The organism is Bordetella sp. MIP270_01_BMS (assembly GCF_054958705.1).
Map to the genome: position 1 here is coordinate 497,835 of NZ_CM143297.1, position 22,030 is coordinate 519,864.

Genomic DNA, 22,030 nt, shown 5'->3' on the forward strand with positions numbered 1-22,030 from the left:
CAGAGCGGCCCTTTTCGAGGGAGGCATTCTCGCATTCATTATTTCGAATGCTGCTATTGGCGCAAGGGTTAATATGGCGGATGATCCTCCCTCGAATCCGGTAGTCATTTGCACCGGATTCCATCGAAGTGCAACGTCTCTTGTGGCCCAGATCATGTATTCCGGGGGCTGCACATGGGAACCAGGTTGGTTCCCAGTCATCTTTCCAACCCCGACGGCCATTTCGAGGACGCCGAGGCGGTTGCGCTCGGTGATGCGTTCTTGAAGCGTTGTGGGACGGATTGGCGGTTTCATGACGAAGTGCCATTGACGCTCACTAGGGATTCCCTCGCAAGCCTCAAAGGGTATATCGATAAGCGAGATGCCACGCATCAGGGAGCCGGTTGGGGCGTCAAGGATCCGCGCATCTCGCTTTTCCTTCCGGCTTGGAACCGCCTGTTGGGCAATCGCGCGCGCTATCTGCTGGTACTTCGTCATTGGGCGGCGTCGATCCAATCGCTATTGAACCGCCACAGTCGCATCCTGGTGGAGCATGGCTCTGCCCAAGCATCAGATCGGGACGTGCACCGTTCGTTCTGGGCGCAGCCGGGGCTGGCGGCCCGGATGTGGATTGCGTACTGTTCGCGAATACTGGATTTCGTCCAGCAGCATCCGCAGCAAGTGTTATTGTTGCCCCAGCCGCTGCTGATGAACGGCTTTGAACCTAACGGCTGGATGAATGAACATTGGGGTACCGACTTAAGTGCACCGCCCAGTGGCGTGATCAAACCGGATCTTTTGACCGACGAGGTGGATGACCGTCTACTGGCGATGCTTACGCCGGTGCTTAGAAGCAGGTTGAGTTATCTGTGGGATAAGCTGGTTGGCATTGCCAGCAAACAATTGGGTTTTCACCCTTCAGATCCTCAGTTGGAGCTGAAATGGTATAAGAACGAAAGCCCTTTGCTTTCTCGTGCCATGCGTAGGCTGGAACGGGATGCGCTACGTACCTGGGGGCAGCCCATTCAACTTGATCCAGCCCATGAATCACCATGGTATGAACGCTTGGCGCCCGACACGTTTAGCCAGGCATTGGAGCAATGCACGCACACTGACGACGCGGCATTGGCGCGAGTTCTTGCCTGGATTAAAGATCATGCGCGAGACGATGACGGCGTATGGCAGGCGTACGGCGAGTTCCTTTTACAGCATGGGTTTTACCAGCATGCGGAACAAGCGTTCTTGCAGTCGATAGCTTTGGCGCCCCAGCGAGCTGACGGATGGTACGGCCTTGGCAAGACGAACGAATGCTTGGAGCATTGGGAGCGGGCAGAGCGGCATTACCAGCAGGCGATAATCCTTGATCCGGGTAACCCAAGGTGGTTGTTGGCGTTGGCCACTATGACGGCCAGTAACGGCGATTTCGACGCAGCCTTATCGTTACTGGATTCGGACATTTCCGCTCGCCCCAAGGTGAGCGTCGCTAGAAAGTGGATGGTTTGGATGATGGAAGCAGGCCGGCACGATGAAGCCAGGGCTAGAATCCAGACCATTGCAGAGGCCCACCCGCAACAGGCCGACGCATGGGGTCATCTGTTGGCGGTGTTGTCGTTGCCGTCTGATGCCAAAGAGGCACGCTCGAAATTGAACGAGCGGCTGCGCAATGGCCTGAGCCCGGCAGAGTTGCCGAGCGTATTGCTTCGGGCCGTTGACGCGATCGACTCACCGGCCGCTTGCCGTGATCTGGCCTGGCGTATGCTGGGGCAATGGAAAGACATCTATACAGAAGCGGAAGTGCGCCGTGCGTTCTCTTGACCTGGCATTCGTGCTCATGTCGTCACAACCAGCTGTAGCACACACATTCGAAACTGAGGCATGGGCGACAATCAGAACTCGATCAATATAAACGGTGCCGATACTTCGGTGGACACGTCAATTTTTGAGCAACGGGAAGCTCAACTGGCCGAGGCACGGCATGCCGTGACGTTGCTCGAGAACGAATTGCAGTATCAGCGTATGCGCGTACTGCGGGCCAATCACCGATTGAGCCGGTACCGAAAAGGCGCCGAGGCGACGATGCTGGCGCCCTTGCGCTTGTTCCGATCAATCGCTCGACGTGTCACGGGTAAACACCGGATCGACGTGGTGCCGCTTTATCAAGTGGAGGCGGGCGACGCAGGGCGGTGGATGGCTGTGGGAGCAGACCCTCAGTTTTTGCTGGTGGCCGATATCAACTGGCCACGTCTTACTGGTTGGCATTGGCTCGAGATCCAGCTCAACAGCAGCGAGCCGCTGGATGCGCAGTTGTACTTCGATCTGGGCCAAGGTTTTCTACCTGGCCATGTAGTCAGCTTTGAACTTCCGCAGAGCGGTTTGGCCCGTGTTCCGCCGGTGCAGTTTATGCCTCGGCTAACCCTTGCTCCGAATCTCTATCAGCCGTCGTCTACTTGACGGGGGACCCTACGATACGAACAGACACAAAGTCGACTTTGCACGCTGTCATTCCGGGCAATATACTGCCTGCTTTAGGGCGAGACGACATGCATTTCAGGGCACGCAAGAACGTAATCCAGTTGATTCGTACGACGTATGACCCGCAGAAGAAGCGGGGCGTAAACACGATTGTTGGCACTGTACGCCACGAGGCGCCTTCGTTGGATGACGAGGTCAGGTCTCTACTTACGACAGAGGAGATCGAGGAGTTTTTCCGGTGGCGTGCGCAATGGCAAAGGTTGGAAGAGTTGAAGCAAGAGCTCGCGGCTCGCACTTTGCCGGAGTCTCTGGCAAACGCTATACGATGGTTTGAGAGGCAGGATGATTCCGAAGTGTGTAGGGACGTAGCAAATGAGATTCTTCCGCAATGGCAGTCGCTACGGCGGGTGCTGGCAAGGAAGGGTTTGCTTGGGTAGTTTTTTACATAAGGGACGACGAAATGACGAAAGTAGTAAAACCGGCTAACGAGGCGCCTAAAGCGGCCGCTGTGGCGAAGATCGCGGATTTGGTGACGCGTGCTCGGGCTGAAAAGCCACAGTTGTTCGGCAATATTCCTGATAAAAAGGTAGAGGGTCTCGTTCGCGCGGTGATCAGCCAACTCGGCCAGGACATTGATGGTACGTCGGAGGGCTCACTACGTATCCCCAGTTTTGGCACTTTTGTAGTGAGGACGGTTGAGAAGGTAGGCGCCGACAATGAAAAATCCGTTACTCGGCGCGTAGTCTTCAGGCCGATGAAGCCGAAAAATTCGGAGGCCACTGCATAGTTGACGGCGGTACGGTGGGGGGATAAGTTTGCGCACCAAATTTGCCCCCCCTTTTCTCGCGGTTATCTACAGGGATTGATTCAATTTATATGAGTGCCAACGACCTTGCCGCCAACCACGCCACTTCTGGTCCGGTTATCGTTTGCACGGGATTTCATCGAAGCGCGACATCTCTTGTAGCCCAGATCATGTATGCCGGGGGGCTGCATATGGGAACCAGGCTGGTTCCCAGTCATCTTTCTAACCCCGATGGCCATTTTGAAGACGCCGAGGCGGTCGCGCTGGCCGATACGTTCTTGAAACGTTGCGGTACGGACTGGCGGTTCCATGACGAAGTGCCCTTGACGCTCAGTGGTGGCGATCTCGCAAGCCTCAAGACGTATATCGATAAACGAGATGCCACGCATCGGGTAGCCGGTTGGGGCGTCAAAGACCCACGCATCTCGCTTTTTCTTCCGGCGTGGGATCAATTGTTGGGCGACCGCGCACGCTATCTGCTGGTGATCCGCCATTGGGCGGCGTCGATCCAATCGCTGTTGAACCGCCATAGTCGCATTCTGATCGAGCATGGCTCTGCCCAGGCGGGCGATCGGGAAGCGCACCGCTCGTTCTGGGTGCAATCGGGGCTGGCGGCGCGCATGTGGATCGCATACTGCTCGCGTATATTGGATTTCGTTCAGCAGCATCCCGAACGGGTGCTTGTGTTGCCCCAGCCGCTGCTGATGAATGGCTTTGAGCCGAATGGCTGGATGAACGAGCACTGGGGTACCGGCTTAAATGCACCGCCCAGCACCGTGATCAAGCCCGATCTTCTGACCGACCAGGTAGATGATCGCGTGCTGGCGATGCTTACGCCGGTGCTTCGAAGCAGGCTGGCCCTTGTGTGGGATCAACTGATTGGCGCTGCCAGCAAACAATTGGGTTTTCACCTTTCGGATCCGCAGTTGGAACTGAAATGGCATAAGCAAGAAAGCCCCTTGCTGTCTCGTGCCCTGCGTAGGCTTGAACGGGATGCCCTACGTACCTGGGGGCAGCCGGTCAAGCTCGAGCCGTCGCATGAGTCGCCTTGGTATGAACTGTTGGGGCTCGATAGCTTTGCCCAGGCTCTTGAGCAATGCGCCAACCCTGATGAGGCGGCATTGGTCAGAATTGTTGCCTGGATCAAAGATCATGCACGAGACGATGGCGGCATTTGGCAGGCGTACGGCGAGTACCTTTTACAGCATGGTTTTTACCAGCAGGCGGAACAAGCGTTCTTGCAGTCGATTGCGCTGGCGCCGCAGCAAGCGGCGGGGTGGTACCACCTTGGCAAGGCCTATGAATGCATGGAATATTGGGAGCGGGCCGAGCGGCATTACCAGCAGGCCATAATGTTTGAGCCGGGCGACCCCAAGGGGTTGTTGGCTTTGGCCGCCATGACGGCCAGGAACGGAGATTTCGACACAGCGTTATCGTTACTGGATTCAGATCTTTCTGCCCGACCCAGAGTGAACGTGGCCAGAAGGTGGATGGCCTGGATGATGGAAGCTGGCCGGCACGATGAGGCCAGAGCTAGAATCCAGGCCATTGCAGACGCCCACCCGCAGCACGCCGATGCCTGGAATCATCTGTTGGCTGTGTTGTCGTTGCCATCGGATGCGAAAGGGGCGCGCTCGAAACTGAACGAGCGGCTGCGCAATAACCTGAGCCCGGAGGAGTTGCCGAGCGTACTGCTTCAGGCTGTTGAGGCGATAGATTCGCCGGCCGCGTGTCGAGACTTGGCCTGGCGTATGCTGGCACAATGGAAAGACATTTATACAGAAGCCGAAGTGCGCCGTGCATTCTCGTGACTTGACATTGGTGCGCGTGTTCGCCAGAACCAGCGGTAGTACATTAATCAAAACTGAAGCATGGGCGACAATCCGAACTCAATTCAAATAGACGATGCTGATACGTTGGCGGATGCTTCGGTCATAGAGCAACGGGAAGCACAACTGGCCGAGGCACGGCACGCCCTGAAGCGACTCGAGGACGAACTGCAGTATCAGCGTATGCGCGTACTGCGGGCCAACCACCGATTGAACCGGTACCGCAAAGGCGCCGAGGCGACGCTGCTGGCGCCCTTGCGCTTGTTTCGATCGATCGTTCGACGCGTGACGGGTAAGCAACGGGTCGACGTAGTGCCGCTTTATCAATTAGAGGCGGGCGACGCAGGGCAGTGGGTGGCGGTGGGGGCAGACCCCCAGTTCTTGCTGGTGGCAGATATCAATTGGCCCCGTCTTGGCGGCTGGCATTGGTTCGAGATCCAGGTAGACGGCGGCGCGCCGCTGGATGCGCAGTTGTACTTCGACCTGGGGCACGGTTTTTCGCCCGATCACACCGTCAGCTTTGAACTTCCGCAGCGCGGCCTGGTTCGTGTTCCGCTATACATACCGGTCGATTGCCGTCATATCCGTTTGGATCCGTGTAGCCGTCCAGGTTCGTTCCGGCTTGAACGCATCACGCTACACGCGTTGCGCGAGGCGCCAGCAGTGCCGGAAGGCATGCAGGCGATCATGCACGCATACGCGGCGATGGGCGGAGCGACGGGCACCGCGGCGGCTTTGGCGCCGGGCCATCTGATAAGCCGCAGCAATCTGCCCGGATATGCCTGGCGCTCGGATGGAATCGATCCGTGGTTCAAGGTTGGGGCAGGGCTGGTCGGCGCGCGAAAGGGGTGGTTCATGATCGACCTTCAGCTCGATGCCGAGGTAGATCGCAGTATCGCCAAGCTATATATCGACTATGGCCAGGGCTTCAGCGAGTCCGGCGCTATTGCCTTGCCTTTTCGCAGCGGGGTGCCCGTATCAAGGGTGGTGTATCTGGCTTCAACGCCACGCGCCGTTCGATTCGATCCCGTTGAGTGCGTTACGGCGTTTTCTGTTGCCCGCCTGCACATCGAGCGTATTTCGGCCCGCCATGCGAACAGGCTCATGGCCGAGCGGGTACGCGAATCGCTCGATGCAGAAGCCGACAGCGCGACACTCGATAAGTTGATGGGGGATAGCGGCGTGCGCAGCGGCGGGGACGCCGACCTGCAGTTGCGGAAGATGTACGACGCGACTTTTCGACATGATCCTTCTTCGATTGACTACGCAGAATGGATACAGCGCAACGAAAGGCCTCTGTTCAGCGATGTAGACCGGCTGCGGCAACACCGAGACGGGTTTAAGCACAAGCCGACAGTATCCATTGTGATGCCGGTGTACGACCCTGATCCCGAATTGCTTGGCAAGGCAATTGATTCCGTCTTGGCGCAGAGCTATGCGAGCTGGCAGCTGTGCATTGCCGATGATGCGTCACCCAACCCCCAGGTGCGCGCGGTGCTGCAGCAGTATGCAGATCGCGATGCACGGATCAAGGTGGTGTTTCGAGAGAAGAATAGCCACATTTCTGCGGCGTCCAATACCGCGCTTGAGTTGGCCACCGGCGAATATGTTGCATTGCTCGATCATGACGATGAGCTATCGATGCATGCGTTGCATTTTATTGTCGACGCCATCAACCGACATCCCGCTGCCAGGATCATCTACACCGACGAAGACAAGATCGACGAGACGGGCTCGCGCTGCGAACCGCATTTCAAGTCGAGCTGGAACCCTGATCTGTTCTACGCTCAGAATTACGTGTCGCACTTGGGCGTGTACGAGCATGCGTTGCTGCGACACATTGGCGGGTTTCGGCTGGGCGTAGAGGGAAGCCAGGACCAGGATCTATTGCTTCGCTGCCTGCCTCTTGTTGACCCAGCGGATATCGTGCACGTGCCCATGGTGCTGTATCACTGGCGCATTACGCAGGGATCCACTGCCAAGGCAGCCAGCGGAAAGAGCTACACCACTCGGGCGGGAGTCAAGGCGCTGCAAGATCACTTCAAGGCGCAGGGTCTTGAACAGGTTGTGGTAGAAGAGGGGCTGGTGCCCAACACCTACCGTGTGCGATACCCGGTACCGCATCCGGCGCCGCTTGTTAGCCTGTTGATTCCCACGCGCGACAAAGTGGAGTTGCTGCGAGCCTGCATCGAAAGCATCTTGCAAAAGACCACCTACCCGAATTACGAAATTCTGGTGCTGGATAACGAGAGCATAGAACAGGCAACCCTGGAATATTTCGAAGCCGTGCAGCAGGCCGATTCGCGGGTAAGGGTGCTTCCCTATCATCAGCCGTTTAATTATTCGGCTATTAACAACTTTGGCGCACAAGAAGCCCGGGGTGAGGTTCTGGGATTGATAAACAATGATGTCGAGGTTATCAGTTCTGAATGGCTGACCGAAATGGTAAGCCACGCCATGCGCCCAGAGATTGGATGCGTTGGAGCCAAGCTTTATTATGGCGATGACACCCTTCAGCATGCCGGCGTCATTCTTGGGCTAGGCGGCGTGGCGGGCCACTCGCACAAATACTTCCCGCGCTCGGCCACCGGTTACTTCCATCGCCTGCAAGTCGTGCAGAACCTGTCTGCCGTAACCGCTGCGTGTCTGGTGGTGCGCAAGTCTGTGTACATGCAGGTGGGCGGCCTGGAAGAAGAGGCGCTGCGTGTTGCATTCAACGACGTCGATTTTTGCCTGAAAGTTCGTGAGGCCGGATATCGCAATTTGTGGACGCCTTATGCAGAACTCTATCATCATGAGTCCAAATCCCGAGGCACCGAAGACACGCCCGAAAAGCAGGCCAGGTTTATGTCGGAGTTGGCCTACATGCAGGAAAAGTGGGGATCTCATCTGCAGGCCGACCCCTATTACAGTAAGAACTTGACTACCGCGCGTGAGGATTTTTCGATCGCCTAGGCAAGCATAGAAGGGCTTCGGCTCGGTGGATATAACAATGATTGACACATTGATAAATAAAGGGGTGACCGTCATCGGCAGCCAGGCTCGTCCGGATGTTCCGGTGGTAGTGGTTGGCACGGCTCGCGGCGGTACATCCATGGTGGCGGGCGCGCTTGCGCATCTTGGGCTATTTATGGGGGATGCGGCTGTCGCGCCGGTATACGAAGACACCACGCTTTCAGGCGCATTCGAGGCAGGCAATGATAAGGACGTTGACGCAATTCTGCAGCGGTACGCTGCAGACGGGCGGAAGTTCGGATGGAAACGTCCTTCGTCCATTGATCAACTTGAAAGAGTGCACAAGTTGTTTCGCGAACCACGTTACATCTTTGTGTTCAAGGATGTGTTCGCCATTGCCAACCGAAACTCCATTTCGATGCGAGCAGAAATGCTGTCGGGCATGGACCGCGCGTTGGACCAGTATAAGCGTGTAGTGGCGTTTCTGCGTGACGCCCAACCATCGGCGATGTTGGTGTCTTACGAAAAAGCCATGGCTTATAGACAAGAGTTCGTGCAAGCGCTGAACGAATTCTGCGGCGTAGACGCGAACGAAGCCCAACTGCAAGCGGCATTGGATTTTATTAACCCCGAGCCAGCCGCCTACCTGGACGCATCACGAATCACCAAAGCGCAAGGGCGGCTTGACCTTGCTCGCGATAAGGTCGTCGCAGGCTGGGCTCGGTATCTGCATCACAACAAGGTTGCCTCTGTAGATATTTATGTCAACGATGCGTGCGTGGGCAGCATCAAGGCATGCGAGCGTCGACGCGACTTGGTGGAGCGGCTTGGCGTGCCCTGCGGCTTCACCTTTGCCCTTCCTGCGGCACTGCAGGCTGGAGACGTGGTCCGTGCCCGGGTAAGTGATGAGGTCAGGGACTTGGCTAACTCACCCTTTACGGTAGCTTAATTAGACAGGATTCAGCATGTACGATGTGGTTGTCCATTACGGCGCTCCCAAAACCGGTTCCTCGGCAATACAGTATTTTCTCGTGCAGAATCGGTCAGCAGCGGAAGAGTGCGGGTATTACTATCCGCCTCATCCGCACGATCGCAATGCGGTGTCGGGGGGGCATTCTCGCCTGGGACATGCGTTGCTGGATGCGGGCAAGCAAGATGAAGCACGCGGATTGTTCGCAGAGTATCTTGCCGACGCGCGATCGAAGCGGCTGACTCTTTTGCTGTCGGCTGAATCGCTGTATATCCAGCCAGAAGCTTTCCGGGCCCTGACCGAAGGGCTGTCGGTCAAGGTTATTGGGTTTCACCGAGATCCACTTGACCTGATATTGTCCAGCTATAACCAGTTGGTAAAGCGTGCGTTCATGACTGGCACGCTGCCCAGTTATTGTCGAAATCTGCTTGGCAAGCCTGTCGTCAGCATGGGTGGCGCGATGCACGAGAAATGGGCAGACCTTTTCGGGGATGAGCACGTATCGGTATTGCCGTACGACGCCGCATTATTTACCAAAGAGAGCATAGAACGACGCTTCTTATCAAAGTTGTCTATCCCGGATGGCAATTATTCGAAGTTTCAATTTTTGGATAGACCGGTGAACGGAAGCTATTCCCGGTCTGCGCTCGCGCTCAAGCGACTGCTCAACCTAGCCTTGGATCCGAAACGCAGCAAGCTGAACGACGAGATTGACAGGTGTCTGCAGCACTATTCCGACCACAATCCCGAGCGCAGAATCAGCTTGGGCGAACTTATTCCGCCCGACATTTACGAAGCGCTTGCTCGCAAATTCCGCACGTCGAATGACGCCATTCGGGCACGATTCTATCCCGATCAAAATATCAGCTTTCTGACCGATCATGATCAATTCGACCATGCATTGCCGCCCTTCGTGGTGGCAGGGGATTTTTCTATCTCGCATGTGGCAAATGCTGCATTCGCCGGTAACGAAGAGCTGATCGGATACGTCACCGAGTGTGTGACGGCTTACTGCCAGTCCACTCAGCAGCGGGGGTTTGAGCAGTTTGCGCTGGCCAATCTCGTGGGAATCAGCCTGAACGCACCTGCGGGGAACGGCGCTCGCGCGACTTTTCTGAATGCCAAGCAAGTGGCAAGGTTGACGGGCGACAAGGTCGCGGTGCCCCAATTTCTGCGTGAGTTGGCAGTGGCGCATGAAGAGGTCGGCGACGCGAACACCGCTCTTAAATTTATTGAGCGCGCCTGCGAATTACGCCCAGCATCCGTGCCACTGCAGAACATTCGTGATCGGATCAAGAAGGGGCAGAAGAGACAGCCTGCCCGGCCTGCCGCACCGAGGCCTGCCGTCGCGAAGAAGCCAGTTTCATGAGTTGCTCCCCGTTGGGATCGTGCCGTTGCCGCTGAAGATAAAAAGAGGGCCGTTCTGGCCCGCTGGCCCCGTCACGCGACGAAAATGGCCCAGATGTTCGACCTTTATGACGCCGTGTTCGGTTTCGGCCAATTGCGCCACCAACTCTTGCAGGACGGCAGTGACGGCCGTAGATAGTGAATCCGCAGGAACGTCTGCGTAGCTACCGGCAGAATCAGCGTGCAACGACGCCCTGACTAATGCCGCGACGGAAGTGGGGCGTTTGTCGCGATCTGTTCGCGACCTCCTGGCTGCCAGTTTGACGCCCCACTGCTCCAGGAACGTGGCCAGGGTCTCAGGGTCGTGGCGTGCTTGAGCGGGTAGCGGTAGCCCGGATTCGGCGCTAATCCAGTCAATGCTTTGCTCATCAAACTGAAGTAAATCACCTTCGTGGCGGATTGCCACGGAATCACTGGACGATGAGTCTTCAGTCAAAGCAGTCGCCATTCGCTCTTCCATCCAGCAGATGTCACTTCGATGGCGTTCAATAAGCGGAGCAGTCAATTCGGAACTCAGGCGGAACTTCGGCCCAGGTATGGTGCTGAGCTTTCGGACTAATGCCGCCCCTGCGGGTTCGAGCCTGCGATCCAAACCACGTGGGGGCCGATGCCGGAAGTAGGTATATAACAACTTCACAGCGTTGGTGGACAGGCTTTCATTGACGCGGATTGTGCGCTCTGGTGGGTAGGCAATCCCTATGCGGGAACAATAGTCGAGCACGACGTCGCGGTTCAGAAAACTTGCCGGGTCGAATTTCCAGAGTTGTACGGTGTGTCGCTGAAAAACTTGGTCAAATTTCTGGAATCTTTGCCGATACCTGGGCCATACTTTCTCAAGATCAAGCTGCGCGTGCCCACTTTTTACCCTCTGTTGGAACGCACTTTCCATGTAAGCTACCGGACTACGAACGTACCCGACCGCTTCTACACTTGCGAAATGCGCTTGCAATGTTTCGTGCAAACGTTGCAATCCATGGTGCGGTAGCGCAGAGATGGCTTCGCCCGATAGGATTCCTGTACGGCCCTCACACGTACGCAGCGCATCCGCGAACCGCTTCTGGAGTGTCTGTACAACATGAGCATTGACGGCGATAGCGGATTCTTTTTTTCCGTAAAGCGTAATTAATGGAATGCTCTGATTAGCGCCCAGGATGCTGATATAACGGAAGCGAGGATCGGGTAAATGCGCATATAGGGACCGTTGAATGGATGTGCTCCCCGTTTTATGCATACCAAAATGGACGATGCATCGATTCATTGCGTGTCTCCATCCGTAGGGCGGTTCGCGAGACTTTGACCTCCTCCCGCGAACTGGACAGGATCAGGCTGGAAAATTCTGTGGGGTGAGGCCCAATGCATGGTTAACGTCGCCAAGTTGGCGGAACCTGATCACCGTACGTCGCCCGAGCCCAAAGATAGATGGAATCGAGCTTCTGGCGGGCTGCTTCACAGACACGGGATGGCATATCAGCCATTTCACCTTTATTGACCTCTTTCTGAAAGTCTGGCTGTACATAATCGATGCCAATAAAGCTGCTTATTCGCTGGATGGCTTCCGGAGTAAAAAGCCTTTCGTAGAACTCAACGTGTACGTGTTCAGGGTTAAAGGCCTTGTAAGCCGCGTCCAGTGTTCTTTGGTAGTTTGCTCTAAATGAAAATTGAGGGTTGTCCAGCAATTTCAGGGTGTCAATCTTTTGTACAGGAATATTCTGACTTCGTGCGTACATTCGCGCAGCGGACCAGAACCTTTCCACTGGGTCACGCATCAGAAAAATCAGCTTCACATCGTCAGCCAATTGCCTCATGGCCGTGAACCCCTCTTCATTCAGTACCGCATAGCTGGGGGTAAATTCGCAGTAAATCTGTTTGTTGCCGGCTCGCGTCTCGAAATATCTTCGATAGTCGGACAAGGAGCGGAACGAAACCCGGTCGGCGAGCGCGCTGAGCATTCTGGCCCGCTGCTCACTGTAGGACTTCTGTCGCAGGTTGGCAGCTGCTACCGCGCGCAAACGCTGGCGCAACCCGTTATCGCTGCTCAGCTCCGGCACATATGTAGCATCAAAGTAGTGCAGTTCTTTGATAGGCGACATGTATACCTGCTTGTGATGTGACAGGTAATCCGCCAACCATGTCGTTCCGGCTTTCTGGGCGCCGATCCCGATCACGTATCTGTTCATGGCAATTCAACCGACCTGTAGGGCTTTGTTATTCGGGCCTGCTATGCCAGGGGGAAAGTGGCAGAAGAAGCCGGTCGATGTTAGCAAACTTATTTTGATTTGACATTATTTTTGCCTTTCAAGCGCAGCGAAAGATGGCCGGGTATTGACGCTAAGGGCAAGAAAAACCCCCTTGTCAGCGTAATGCTGCAAGGGGGCGAACGAGAGTATCTGCGACTACGAGCAGGATAACTCGCTAGCAAATACCTCGTTCTTTCAGGGCAGCGATAATCAAATCAGCCGACGCCTCTGGGGTGCTATCAGCTGTATTCACTACGATCTCCGGATTCTCAGGAACTTCATACGGCGAATCAATGCCCGTAAAGTTCTTCAGTTGGCCGGACCGCGCTTTCTTGTAGAGCCCCTTGGTGTCGCGGCTTTCGGCGACGGTCAGTGGGGTGTTGACATAGATCTCGATGAATTCACCGTCTTCAAGCAGGCCGCGCGCCATTTCGCGTTCGGACTGGAACGGCGAGATGAACGAGGTGATGACGATGAGCCCGCTGTCGATCATCAGCTTGGCCACTTCGGCGACACGTCGGATGTTCTCTACACGGTCGGCGTCGGTAAAGCCCAGGTCTTTGTTCAGGCCGTGACGCACATTGTCGCCGTCCAGCAGGTAGGTGTGGCGGCCTTCTGCATGAAGCTTTTTCTCGACCAGGTTGGCGATGGTGGATTTGCCGGCGCCAGACAAGCCGGTAAACCACAGCACGCAAGCCTGCTGCTGTTTCAGGGCGCTGCGGGCCTCCTTGTTTACATCGACGTGCTGGATGTGGATGTTGTAGCTGCGGCGCAGGGCGAAGCTGAGCAGGCCGGCGCCCACCGTGTTGTTGGTGTGCCGGTCAATGAGGATGAACCCCCCGGTTTCGGGGTTGTCGGCGTAAGAATCAAAGGCGATCGGCCGGTCTATGTTGATGTTGCAGACGCCGATCTCGTTCAGGTCGAGTTTGCGGGCTGCGATGTGTTCCAGTGTATTGACGTTGACCTGGTGCTTGATGCTTGTGACGGTCACGGTGGCGGTGCGCGTGCCGATCTTCATCAAGTAGGGGCGGCCAGGCAGCAGCGGCTCGTCGTGCATCCAGATCAGGGTGGATTCGAACTGGTCGGCCACCTCGGACGGATCGTCTTTGGTTGAAATGACGTCGCCGCGCGAAATATCGATTTCGTCGGTGAGCGTCAGGGTGATGGATTGCCCGGCCACGGCCATCGGCAAGTCGCCGCCGTGAGCCACGATGCGGGCGACGGTGCTTTCTTTGCCGGACGGCTGTACGCGAATGCGATCGCCCGGCTTGACGCTGCCGCTTGCGATGGTGCCCGTAAAGCCGCGGAAGTCGAGATTGGGACGGTTGACCCACTGCACCGGCAGGCGAAACGGTTGTTGTTGCAGCCGCAGCTCGTTGATTTCCACGGTTTCCAGATAGCCCATCAGGGTCGAGCCGTGGTACCACAGCATGTTGGCGCTGGGGGTGACGATGTTGTCGCCCTTGAAAGCGGACATGGGAATGAACGTGACGTTCTTGATCCCGATGCGCTCGGCGAAGCTGCGATAGTCGTCCACAATTTTCTGGTAGACGGCCTCGGAATAGTCGACCAGATCCATCTTGTTGATGGCGACGACGATGTGCTGGATTCCGATGAGCGACACCAGGTAGCTGTGGCGGCGCGTTTGGGTAAGTACGCCTTTGCGCGCGTCTACCATGACAACGGCGACATCGGCGGTAGATGCGCCGGTGACCATGTTGCGCGTGTACTGTTCATGCCCGGGTGTGTCGGCCACAATGAACTTGCGCTTGTCAGTGGAAAAGAAGCGGTAGGCCACATCGATCGTAATGCCTTGCTCGCGTTCGGCCGCCAGGCCGTCGACGAGCAGCGCGAAGTCGATGGCGTCGCCCTGGGTGCCCCATTTTCTGGAGTCGGCTTCGACAGCGGCCAGCTGGTCTTCGAACAGCATCTTGGATTCGTAAAGCAGGCGCCCGATGAGGGTGCTTTTGCCGTCATCGACGCTGCCGCAGGTAATGAAGCGCAGCAGGTTCTTCTGTTCGTGCGCCTTCAGGTATTGCGTGATGTCGGTTGCGATAAGGTCTGAGACGTGTGCCATTTAGAAGTACCCCTCTTGCTTTTTCTTTTCCATGGAAGCAGCCGAATCGTGATCGATGACGCGGCCTTGGCGCTCGGAGGTGCGGGTCAGCAGCATTTCCTGGATGATCGCCGGCAGGGTGTCTGCTTCTGATTCAACGGCTCCGGTCAGCGGGTAGCAGCCCAGGGTGCGGAACCGCACCTTTTTCATCATGGGCACCTCGCCCGGCTTCAGCGGCATGCGCTCGTCATCCACCATGATGAGAGCGCCGTCGCGTTCAACGACGGGGCGCAGCGCCGAATAATAGAGCGGGACAATGGGGATGTTCTCTAGATAGATGTACTGCCAGATGTCCAGCTCGGTCCAGTTGGACAACGGAAACACCCGCATGGACTCGCCTTTATGCTTGCGGGCGTTGTAGAGCTTCCAGAGTTCGGGACGCTGGTTTTTCGGGTCCCAACGATGCTGCGCGGTGCGAAACGAGAAAATTCGTTCTTTCGCCCGCGATTTTTCTTCATCGCGGCGCGCGCCCCCGAAGGCGGCATCGAACTTGTGCAGATCCAGGGCTTGCTTCAAGCCTTCGGTTTTCATGATGTCCGTATGGATGGCGGACCCATGCGTGAAAGGATTGATGTCTTTGGCGATACCGTCGGGATTGACGTGCACGAGCAGCTTCATCCCCAGTTCTTTGGCCATTTTGTCGCGAAATGCGTACATGTCGCGGAACTTCCAGCGGGTATCCACGTGCAACAGGGGAAATGGCGGAACGGCGGGATAAAACGCTTTCATCGCCAAGTGCAACATAACCGCGCTGTCTTTGCCGATGGAATACAACATGACCGGATTCTCGGCTTCTGCAACCACCTCTCTCATGATGTGGATGCTCTCGGCTTCCAGTCGTTGTAAATGTGTTAACGGCATATTGGGCCTCGTGGTGATATCCAATGGAACGTTCAACAAACCGGGGCGCCCGGGATGCGCGCCCGTTGCGGGCGGGGAGTCCGGGGGCAAAAAAACGGGTGTAAGGCTATGCTGGGTGGCCAGCCAGTCGCCGAGAATGGCGGGATCCCGCAGGTGCCTGTTGGCAAGCACCGCATGGATTTTTTGGGGAATCTGCCGCAGCAGCCCCTGCAGAAAGCGCTGCCAGTCGGCGGCCGCGGGGGCGGCGTCGGTGGTCAGCCAGAACAGCCGGCCGCGGGGCGTATGGGCGTAGAGCTGGTGCCCGCCCTTGCGCAGGGTGCGTTGCGCTATCCAGAGTATTTGCGCGCTGTCTTGCCTGGCCCGTTTGCGCACGGTGCCATATTCGCCGTCGAGCCACTGGGCAATTGCAGGGTGCGAGCTCGCCCGGGCGTCTTCCAGCAAGGAAGGGGCGGCCAGGCCCCAGCGATGTATCAGGCGTGCGGTGCTGCGGGCAAGAATGTCCTGTCCATAGCGGCTATGCACCCATGCGGCGATGGCTTCCTGGCACCACACAAAATGGCCGGGCAAGCGTTCGCCTTCGGGGGTGCTGCAAAACAGGGCTTGCTGAAGCGCGGCCTCGGCGTCGGCCGACAGCTGTTCTTGCCCGCGTACCGGCCGGCCGCGTCTGCCGCTGGCTACCGCTTCCCACCCGCCCGCCATGTAGGCTTTGTGCGCCGCAATAATCGTGGGCATGCTCAGCCCCGTGGCGTCGCGGATTGCCGCGAGCGTGGCGCCGGCCAGCCGCATGGTGACGGCTGTGCGCCGCCTGTCTTGGCTGTTGGGTTGCGAGGGGGTGTCGGTCTGGGTCAAGCCAACTATGTGTTCTATGTGGATTACGGCGAGTAGTTTAGGGCAAAATTACGGGCCGATGCGGTTATTAAACAATTTTTTAATGGTTCAAATCGTAAAAGCATTTGGTGTAACAATACGTGCTCGGATATACGTATTGGCGATTTGCTTCTGCACTGCACTTATTTCCAGGAAACGACAGCCCTATGCCCACCCAGAACCGTATGAAATTGCTTGAAAGTGTCTGCCAGGTCGTTGGCGCCGCCGGCGAGGTGGTCATGCAGGTATATCGGACGGAATTCGTGGCCGCATCCAAAGCGGACCTTTCCCCCGTGACGCTGGCAGACCAGCGCGCCGAGGATGTGATCGTCCCGGCATTGCGCGAATTGCTGCCCGGGGTTCCGGTGGTGGCCGAAGAAGCCGTGGCTGCCGGCGATATGCCGGATCCCGAAAGTCGCTTCTGGCTGGTCGATCCGCTGGATGGCACCAAGGAATTCATCAGCCGCAACGGCGAATTCACGGTCAACGTGGCGCTGATAGAAGACGGCCGGCCGGTCTTGGGGGTGGTGCTGGCGCCAGCCCTGGGCCAGTTGTATCTGGGTGCAGAAGAATGCGGGGCCCATGTGCAGACGGCCGAGGGCCGGCGGGCGATTTCCTGCCGGTGCGCCCCCGAACATGGGCTGACGGTCGTGGCGAGCCGCTCGCATGGCGACGCCGAGGCGTTGGAAACATTCTTGAATGGCCGCAAGCTGGCCGAAGTGCGCAGCGCGGGTTCGTCGCTGAAGCTGTGCCTCGTTGCCGCGGGCGAGGCCGACCTGTATCCCAGGCTGGGCCGCACCATGGAATGGGATATCGCTGCCGGGCATGCGGTGTTGGCCGCCGCCGGCGGGCGGGTCACGACCCTGGATGGGCAAGTGCTGGGATACGGAAAACCCGGCTATGAAAACCCGCATTTCGTGGCGTCGGGGCTGTAGCCTGCGCGCGTGCGCGCCCGGAAATTCCGCTTAGCAAACATTTGCCTATTGGATACATGATGACCGCATGGCTGGTTTTGGGGTCAATTGCGCTGTTGCTGGCGCTGCTGGTGCATGGGCGGATCTCGCCCGCCATACTTTTCAGCGTATGGGGCGGCGTCTATTATTTGTCGGGCCTGGTTGATGAGAAAACCTATCTTGCGGGCTTTACCAATCCTGCCCTGGCGACCTTGGTCGTTCTGTTGTTGGTGTCGTTGGCCCTGGAACGCTCGCCGATCCTGGGCAAGCTCTCTCGCGTATTGATCAAGAAAGGGTCTTCGACGAATGCCGTTTTCAAGTTGACGGCCGTCGCCGCGGCCGCATCGGCCTTTGTCAACAATACGGCAGTGGTGGGGGCATTTCTGGGAATGGTGTCAAAGCAGACGCGGGTGCCCGCATCGAAGCTGCTTATTCCCTTGTCGTACGCGTCGATCATCGGCGGCGTCACCACGCTGGTAGGCACGAGCACGAACCTGGTCGTGAACTCTTTCACGGTCAATGCGGGGCTGCCCGCCTTGACCATGTTTCAGTTCAGCTGGGTAGGGGTGCCGCTGGCGTTGGTGTGCATTGTTGCAATTACGCTGTCGGCCCGTGTTTTACCTGCCCATGAGGCCGATAGCCAGGAAAGCGTTCAATCGTATTTCCTGGAGGCCCAGGTGGCTGCGGACTCGTCGCTGGCAGGGCGATCGGTGGAAGACAATGGGCTGCGGAACCTGGATGGCCTGTTCCTGGTTGAAATTCTGCGCGCGGGCCACCTGATTTCGCCGGTGACCCCGGACATGATCATCGAAGCAGGGGACCTGCTTATTTTTTCGGGCGAAGTTGAAAAACTGCAGGTCATCCAGCAGTTCGACGGATTGCAGGTGTTTGGCGCGCAGGCGTCTTCATTGTTGTCATCGAACCTGGTTGAGGTGGTGATTTCCAATGAATCAGAACTTGCCAACCGCACGTTGCGGGAAGTGGATTTCCGCACCATGTTCGACGCAGGGGTGGTGGCCATACGCCGCGGAGAGCGCCGCCTGACGGGCCAGCTGGGGCGTATTCCGCTGCGCACCGGCGACAGCCTGTTGCTGGCGGTAGGCACGGATTTTCGCAACCACCGGAATCTGGATCGCAACTTCCATATTCTCAATGGCGACGGCTGGCGCCCGCGGCTGGGGCGCGTGCAGAATTACGTCACCGTGGGCGGGTTTGCGCTGGTGATCGCCCTGTCGGCCCTGGAATGGGTGCCGTTGCTCAGCGGGATGCTGGCGTTGCTGGCGACATTGCTGGCAACCGGAATTCTGAAAATCTCCGAGCTGCGGCGTCGGTTTCCCTTTGATCTGGTGCTGATCATCGGGTCGGCGCTTGCCATGGCGACAGTGCTTGAAACGACCGGCGCAGCCGCATTGATCGCCAACGGAATGCGCGCCGTTTTCGATGGCTATGGCGTCATCGGCGCGTTTGTCGGAATCTATTTGATGACGTTGATTCTGACAGAGCTCGTCACAAACAATGCCGCAGCGGCGCTGGCGTTTCCCATTGCGTTGTCCACGGCGCGCGCGTTCGGCGTGGACCCCATGCCGTTTGTCATGGTGGTGGCCTATGGGGCCAGCGCGGGGTTCCTGATGCCGTTCGGCTACCAGACCCACTTGATGGTTTATTCCCCCGGGCGGTACCGGATCCGCGATTTTTTCAAGGCAGGCTTGCCGGTCAGCATGGTGTACTCGGCCTGCGTGCTGATTCTGGTGCCGCTGTTCTTTCCGTTTTAGCGTACGAGACATGACCAGGACGATTGCCGTAATTGGCGCGGGGTTCTGCGGCACCATGATTGCATGCGAGCTTGCGCGAGCGTCTGTGCCGGACGGCCTTGCTATTGCCTTGATTGACGATCGGTCACAGTTTGCGCGTGGCGTGGCGTATCAGTGCAACAATGAAGGGTGGCTGCTGAACGCACGTGCGGCTCACCTGGGTGCTGCCAGCGGGCAACCGGGCGATTTCAACCGCTTCTGCCGGGAAATTGGTATCGACCCCACGAAAGATGCGTTCATTCCCCGGGCGGTATATGGCGCGTACCTTGAAGATCTGCTGGACAAGACGGCCGCGTCGACCTTGCGCCACAGGTTATATCGGGTCTATGCCCGAGTCGATTCGATTGCGGGCGGCGGTAATGCCACCCGGGCTGAACTAAGGCTGAACCACGGACAAGTGCTGCAGGCGGACCATGTCGTTCTGGCGACGGGTGCGGTCTCGCGAGAAGCCGAGGCCAAGGCTGAGTTCAGGAGTTTGGGCGAGCGTTATCTGCATGACCCATGGAACGTTCAGAGATTGTATGACTCGTCGCCGGGTGCCCTATTCGCCGTACTGGGCACAGGCCTCACCGCGCTCGATGTAGTCAGTTCGTTGCGGCGGCATGTACGGCAGGCGCGTTTTCACCTGGTATCGCGGCGGGGGCTGCTGCCGCTTCCCCATGGAGGCAGTTCTGCGTACCGTCCTGACGTTGAACTTACAGCGTTGCTTGAACCGTGCGTGCGCAGCGGGGTCACCGACACGATGCGCGCCCTGCGCAGAATAACCGCCCTTTATCAATCGCTCGGAGGCGACTGGCGTGATGTGATCGATCGCCTGCGTCCTTTAGTGCCCCGGATCTGGCAATCCTGGTCCACGGATGAAAAGAAGCAGTTCGTGGAGCATGCGGCACCTTATTGGGAGGTGCATCGTCACCGCTGTCCCACAAGCACCAACGAAATGCTCCAGGCTTTGCGTGCGGAAGGGCGGCTGACAATCGAGGCTGCGCGGCTGCTGAACGTACGGACCGCCGGCGAGAAAATTGAATTGGTGACACGCCGACGACATGAACATCAAGCCGGGGCGATGACGGCGGATTACTTGATTAATTGCACCGGAGCACCGTCGGGGCTGTTGCAGAACCCATTGCTAATACAGTTGCGCAACGCGGGCCTGGCGACGGCAGACCAATTTGGATTGCGCGTGGACGATCAGTATCGCCTATTGGATGCCCGCGATGAAGCGCATGACTGGCTGTCGTATGTCGGGCCGTTGCTCAAAGGAAAGTTCTGGGAGGTTACCGCAATTCCTGAATTGCGCTCGCATGTGGAGCAATTGATCGCCCGCCTTTCGGCACAGTTTTCAGAACCCGAGGCCGTGGCGATAGCTTGAAAGCGGTCTTGGCTGGCGTCGGCATACAGCCCGGCCAGCGCAAAAAGATTATGGGAATTCCATACTGAGCGTATCCACGGCGTGCCGCAGTTGTGCTTCTGTGTGAAGGTACGAAATGAAGAACCTGAGACGCGCAGATTTTTCGGGCACGGCCGGGTAGAGAATAGGCTGTACGTTGATTCCGCGCTCGAATAGCGCCGCTGACAAGCGCGCTGCTTTGAGAGAGCTTTGGGTGATGGCAGGCACCACCGCCAAGCCCGCACTCTTGCCCGTTGCAATCCCTGCTGCCTTCGACAGTTCAAGGAAATACTTGCCGCGCGCTTGAAGCATCGCGACGCGACCCGGCGATTCCTGCATTCTGCGCAGTGCTGCAAGTGAGGCGGCAGCGACCGCGGCGGGCATGCCTACGCTGTATAGAAAACCTGGGGCAAGGAACTTGAGGTGTTCCACCAGTGCCGTTTCTCCGGCGATGTAACCGCCGCATCCCGCGAGCGACTTGCTGAGCGTCCCCATCCAGATATCGACGTCTTTGCCCTTCAATCCGAAATGTTCTCGGATGCCATAGCCACGTTTGCCCATCACCCCCAGGGAGTGTGCCTCGTCGACCATCAAAAATGCTTTGTGGCGCTTTTTAATTTCGACGAAGCGAGGCAGGTCGGGGAAGTCGCCGTCCATGCTGTAAATACCTTCCAGCACTATTAGCACTCGCTCGAATTTGTGTCGCTGTTCTGTCAGCAGCGAGTCCAGTGCCGCCCAATCATTATGCGGAAAGGGTAGGCGCCGAGCCCCCGAAAGCTGCGCGCCTTGTAGAACGCTGTTGTGGATCAGTTCATCGTGCAGTATCAGGTCGCGCGGGCCGAAGAGGTAGCCGATTACGGAGACATTGGTGGCGTGGCCGCTCACGAATGCTATGGCATCGTCCACTTCGTAAACTTCCGCCAGAGCGCGCTCTAGCTCCCGGTGGATCGGACGTTCTCCCGAGACCAGCCGGCTTGCCGAAACCGACGTTCCGTATTTTTCCATCGCCTCGCGCGCGGCGGCCTGGACCACGGGGTCGCCCGACATGCCAAGGTAGTTATAACTGGCGAAATTGACGTACGTCTTACCGCCGATCACTGTCTCGGCGCCGGCGGTACCTTCATGCGTTTTAAAAAACGGGCTCTGCACCCCCATGCGGGCCGCGCCTTCGTTCATGATGCGCAGCTGTCGATATCCCGGGTGCAGGTCGAACCGATAGAACTCTTCCGGTATGGACTGTCTACGCGCCGAGGATAAGGGCAAGGCGCGAGCAGTGGGTTCGCGGCCTGCCTGACGCAGTTTTCTGTCCAGCGCTTGTTGGATCAGTCTGTCTTTGATGCTGGCGGATAGGCCCGGCAGTCCCTTTTTGACTTGGCTCACA

Annotated in this window: 15 protein-coding genes; 10 read left to right on the plus strand and 5 right to left on the minus strand. The window is 57.5% G+C overall.

The annotated features are described in order from the left end of the window. Window positions 1–174 precede the first annotated feature (174 nt). The 7 genes from ACV17W_RS02335 (at window position 175) to ACV17W_RS02365 (ending at window position 10,379) form a co-directional block, all read left to right on the plus strand. Complete coding sequence (locus ACV17W_RS02335; RefSeq protein WP_462594856.1) at window positions 175–1,794, plus strand: tetratricopeptide repeat protein; 1,620 nt, start codon at window positions 175–177, stop codon at window positions 1,792–1,794. Window positions 1,795–1,854: 60 nt separating this feature from the next. Then, entirely contained in the window at window positions 1,855–2,430 is a 576-nt protein-coding gene (locus tag ACV17W_RS02340) for a hypothetical protein (protein ID WP_462594857.1), read from the plus strand. A 409-nt stretch (window positions 2,431–2,839) separates the two neighbouring features. Further along, window positions 2,840–3,238, plus strand: coding sequence for a hypothetical protein (locus ACV17W_RS02345; RefSeq protein WP_462594858.1), 399 nt, complete (start codon window positions 2,840–2,842; stop codon window positions 3,236–3,238). An 89-nt stretch (window positions 3,239–3,327) separates the two neighbouring features. Continuing rightward, window positions 3,328–5,067 carry a tetratricopeptide repeat protein gene (locus ACV17W_RS02350; RefSeq protein ID WP_462594859.1) on the plus strand — a complete coding sequence of 580 codons (1,740 nt, stop codon included), beginning with the start codon at window positions 3,328–3,330 and terminating at the stop codon, window positions 5,065–5,067. 60 nt (window positions 5,068–5,127) lie between these two features. Next, window positions 5,128–8,040 (plus strand): glycosyltransferase family 2 protein, encoded by a 2,913-nt coding sequence (locus ACV17W_RS02355; RefSeq protein WP_462594860.1) that lies wholly within the window; start codon window positions 5,128–5,130, stop codon window positions 8,038–8,040. Window positions 8,041–8,077: 37 nt separating this feature from the next. Then, the gene (locus ACV17W_RS02360) at window positions 8,078–8,989 is read left to right on the plus strand and encodes a hypothetical protein (RefSeq protein ID WP_462594861.1); all 912 of its coding nucleotides are present in this window, start codon (window positions 8,078–8,080) and stop codon (window positions 8,987–8,989) included. A 16-nt stretch (window positions 8,990–9,005) separates the two neighbouring features. Further along, the gene (locus ACV17W_RS02365) at window positions 9,006–10,379 is read left to right on the plus strand and encodes a hypothetical protein (RefSeq protein ID WP_462594862.1); all 1,374 of its coding nucleotides are present in this window, start codon (window positions 9,006–9,008) and stop codon (window positions 10,377–10,379) included. Here the strand turns inward: ACV17W_RS02365 and ACV17W_RS02370 are convergent. The 4 genes from ACV17W_RS02370 to cysD form a co-directional block, all read right to left on the minus strand. Continuing rightward, window positions 10,374–11,675 (minus strand): hypothetical protein, encoded by a 1,302-nt coding sequence (locus ACV17W_RS02370; RefSeq protein ID WP_462594863.1) that lies wholly within the window; start codon window positions 11,673–11,675, stop codon window positions 10,374–10,376. The two genes, ACV17W_RS02365 and ACV17W_RS02370, sit on opposite strands and share 6 nt — an antisense overlap. A 103-nt stretch (window positions 11,676–11,778) precedes the next feature. Next, window positions 11,779–12,594, minus strand: coding sequence for a sulfotransferase (locus tag ACV17W_RS02375; RefSeq protein WP_462594864.1), 816 nt, complete (start codon window positions 12,592–12,594; stop codon window positions 11,779–11,781). Between the two features lie 235 nt (window positions 12,595–12,829). Further along, the gene (gene cysN, locus ACV17W_RS02380) at window positions 12,830–14,731 is read right to left on the minus strand and encodes a sulfate adenylyltransferase subunit CysN (protein WP_462594865.1); all 1,902 of its coding nucleotides are present in this window, start codon (window positions 14,729–14,731) and stop codon (window positions 12,830–12,832) included. After that, on the minus strand, window positions 14,732–15,631 hold the full coding sequence (cysD, locus tag ACV17W_RS02385; protein ID WP_462596431.1) for a sulfate adenylyltransferase subunit CysD: 900 nt from the start codon (window positions 15,629–15,631) through the stop codon (window positions 14,732–14,734). Between the two features lie 1,034 nt (window positions 15,632–16,665). Between cysD and cysQ the strand changes: the two genes are divergently transcribed. Genes cysQ through ACV17W_RS02400 form a run of 3 tightly spaced genes read left to right on the plus strand, consistent with a single transcriptional unit; the run spans window position 16,666 to window position 20,631 of the window. Next, the gene (gene cysQ / locus ACV17W_RS02390; RefSeq protein ID WP_462594866.1) at window positions 16,666–17,433 is read left to right on the plus strand and encodes a 3'(2'),5'-bisphosphate nucleotidase CysQ; all 768 of its coding nucleotides are present in this window, start codon (window positions 16,666–16,668) and stop codon (window positions 17,431–17,433) included. A gap of 56 nt (window positions 17,434–17,489) precedes the next feature. After that, window positions 17,490–19,223: an SLC13 family permease gene (locus tag ACV17W_RS02395; protein ID WP_462594867.1), complete on the plus strand. Its 1,734-nt coding sequence runs from the start codon at window positions 17,490–17,492 to the stop codon at window positions 19,221–19,223. 10 nt (window positions 19,224–19,233) lie between these two features. Next, window positions 19,234–20,631: an FAD/NAD(P)-binding protein gene (locus ACV17W_RS02400; protein WP_462594868.1), complete on the plus strand. Its 1,398-nt coding sequence runs from the start codon at window positions 19,234–19,236 to the stop codon at window positions 20,629–20,631. Between the two features lie 48 nt (window positions 20,632–20,679). Here the strand turns inward: ACV17W_RS02400 and ACV17W_RS02405 are convergent, their stop codons facing one another. Further along, complete coding sequence (locus tag ACV17W_RS02405; RefSeq protein WP_462594869.1) at window positions 20,680–22,029, minus strand: aminotransferase class I/II-fold pyridoxal phosphate-dependent enzyme; 1,350 nt, start codon at window positions 22,027–22,029, stop codon at window positions 20,680–20,682. Window position 22,030: the final 1 nt, after the last annotated feature.

Excerpts from the sequence above, each read along its gene's own strand:
- ACV17W_RS02335 (WP_462594856.1), top strand. The coding sequence starts at position 175 with ATGGGAACCAGGTTGGTTCCCAGTCATCTTTCCAACCCCGACGGCCAT.
- ACV17W_RS02340 (WP_462594857.1), top strand. The coding sequence starts at position 1,855 with ATGGGCGACAATCAGAACTCGATCAATATAAACGGTGCCGATACTTCG.
- ACV17W_RS02345 (WP_462594858.1), top strand. The coding sequence starts at position 2,840 with ATGGCAGTCGCTACGGCGGGTGCTGGCAAGGAAGGGTTTGCTTGGGTA.
- ACV17W_RS02350 (WP_462594859.1), top strand. The coding sequence starts at position 3,328 with ATGAGTGCCAACGACCTTGCCGCCAACCACGCCACTTCTGGTCCGGTT.
- ACV17W_RS02355 (WP_462594860.1), top strand. The coding sequence starts at position 5,128 with ATGGGCGACAATCCGAACTCAATTCAAATAGACGATGCTGATACGTTG.
- ACV17W_RS02360 (WP_462594861.1), top strand. The coding sequence starts at position 8,078 with ATGATTGACACATTGATAAATAAAGGGGTGACCGTCATCGGCAGCCAG.
- ACV17W_RS02365 (WP_462594862.1), top strand. The coding sequence starts at position 9,006 with ATGTACGATGTGGTTGTCCATTACGGCGCTCCCAAAACCGGTTCCTCG.
- ACV17W_RS02370 (WP_462594863.1), bottom strand. The coding sequence starts at position 11,675 with ATGAATCGATGCATCGTCCATTTTGGTATGCATAAAACGGGGAGCACA.
- ACV17W_RS02375 (WP_462594864.1), bottom strand. The coding sequence starts at position 12,594 with ATGAACAGATACGTGATCGGGATCGGCGCCCAGAAAGCCGGAACGACA.
- cysN (WP_462594865.1), bottom strand. The coding sequence starts at position 14,731 with ATGGCACACGTCTCAGACCTTATCGCAACCGACATCACGCAATACCTG.
- cysD (WP_462596431.1), bottom strand. The coding sequence starts at position 15,631 with ATGCCGTTAACACATTTACAACGACTGGAAGCCGAGAGCATCCACATC.
- cysQ (WP_462594866.1), top strand. The coding sequence starts at position 16,666 with ATGCCCACCCAGAACCGTATGAAATTGCTTGAAAGTGTCTGCCAGGTC.
- ACV17W_RS02395 (WP_462594867.1), top strand. The coding sequence starts at position 17,490 with ATGATGACCGCATGGCTGGTTTTGGGGTCAATTGCGCTGTTGCTGGCG.
- ACV17W_RS02400 (WP_462594868.1), top strand. The coding sequence starts at position 19,234 with ATGACCAGGACGATTGCCGTAATTGGCGCGGGGTTCTGCGGCACCATG.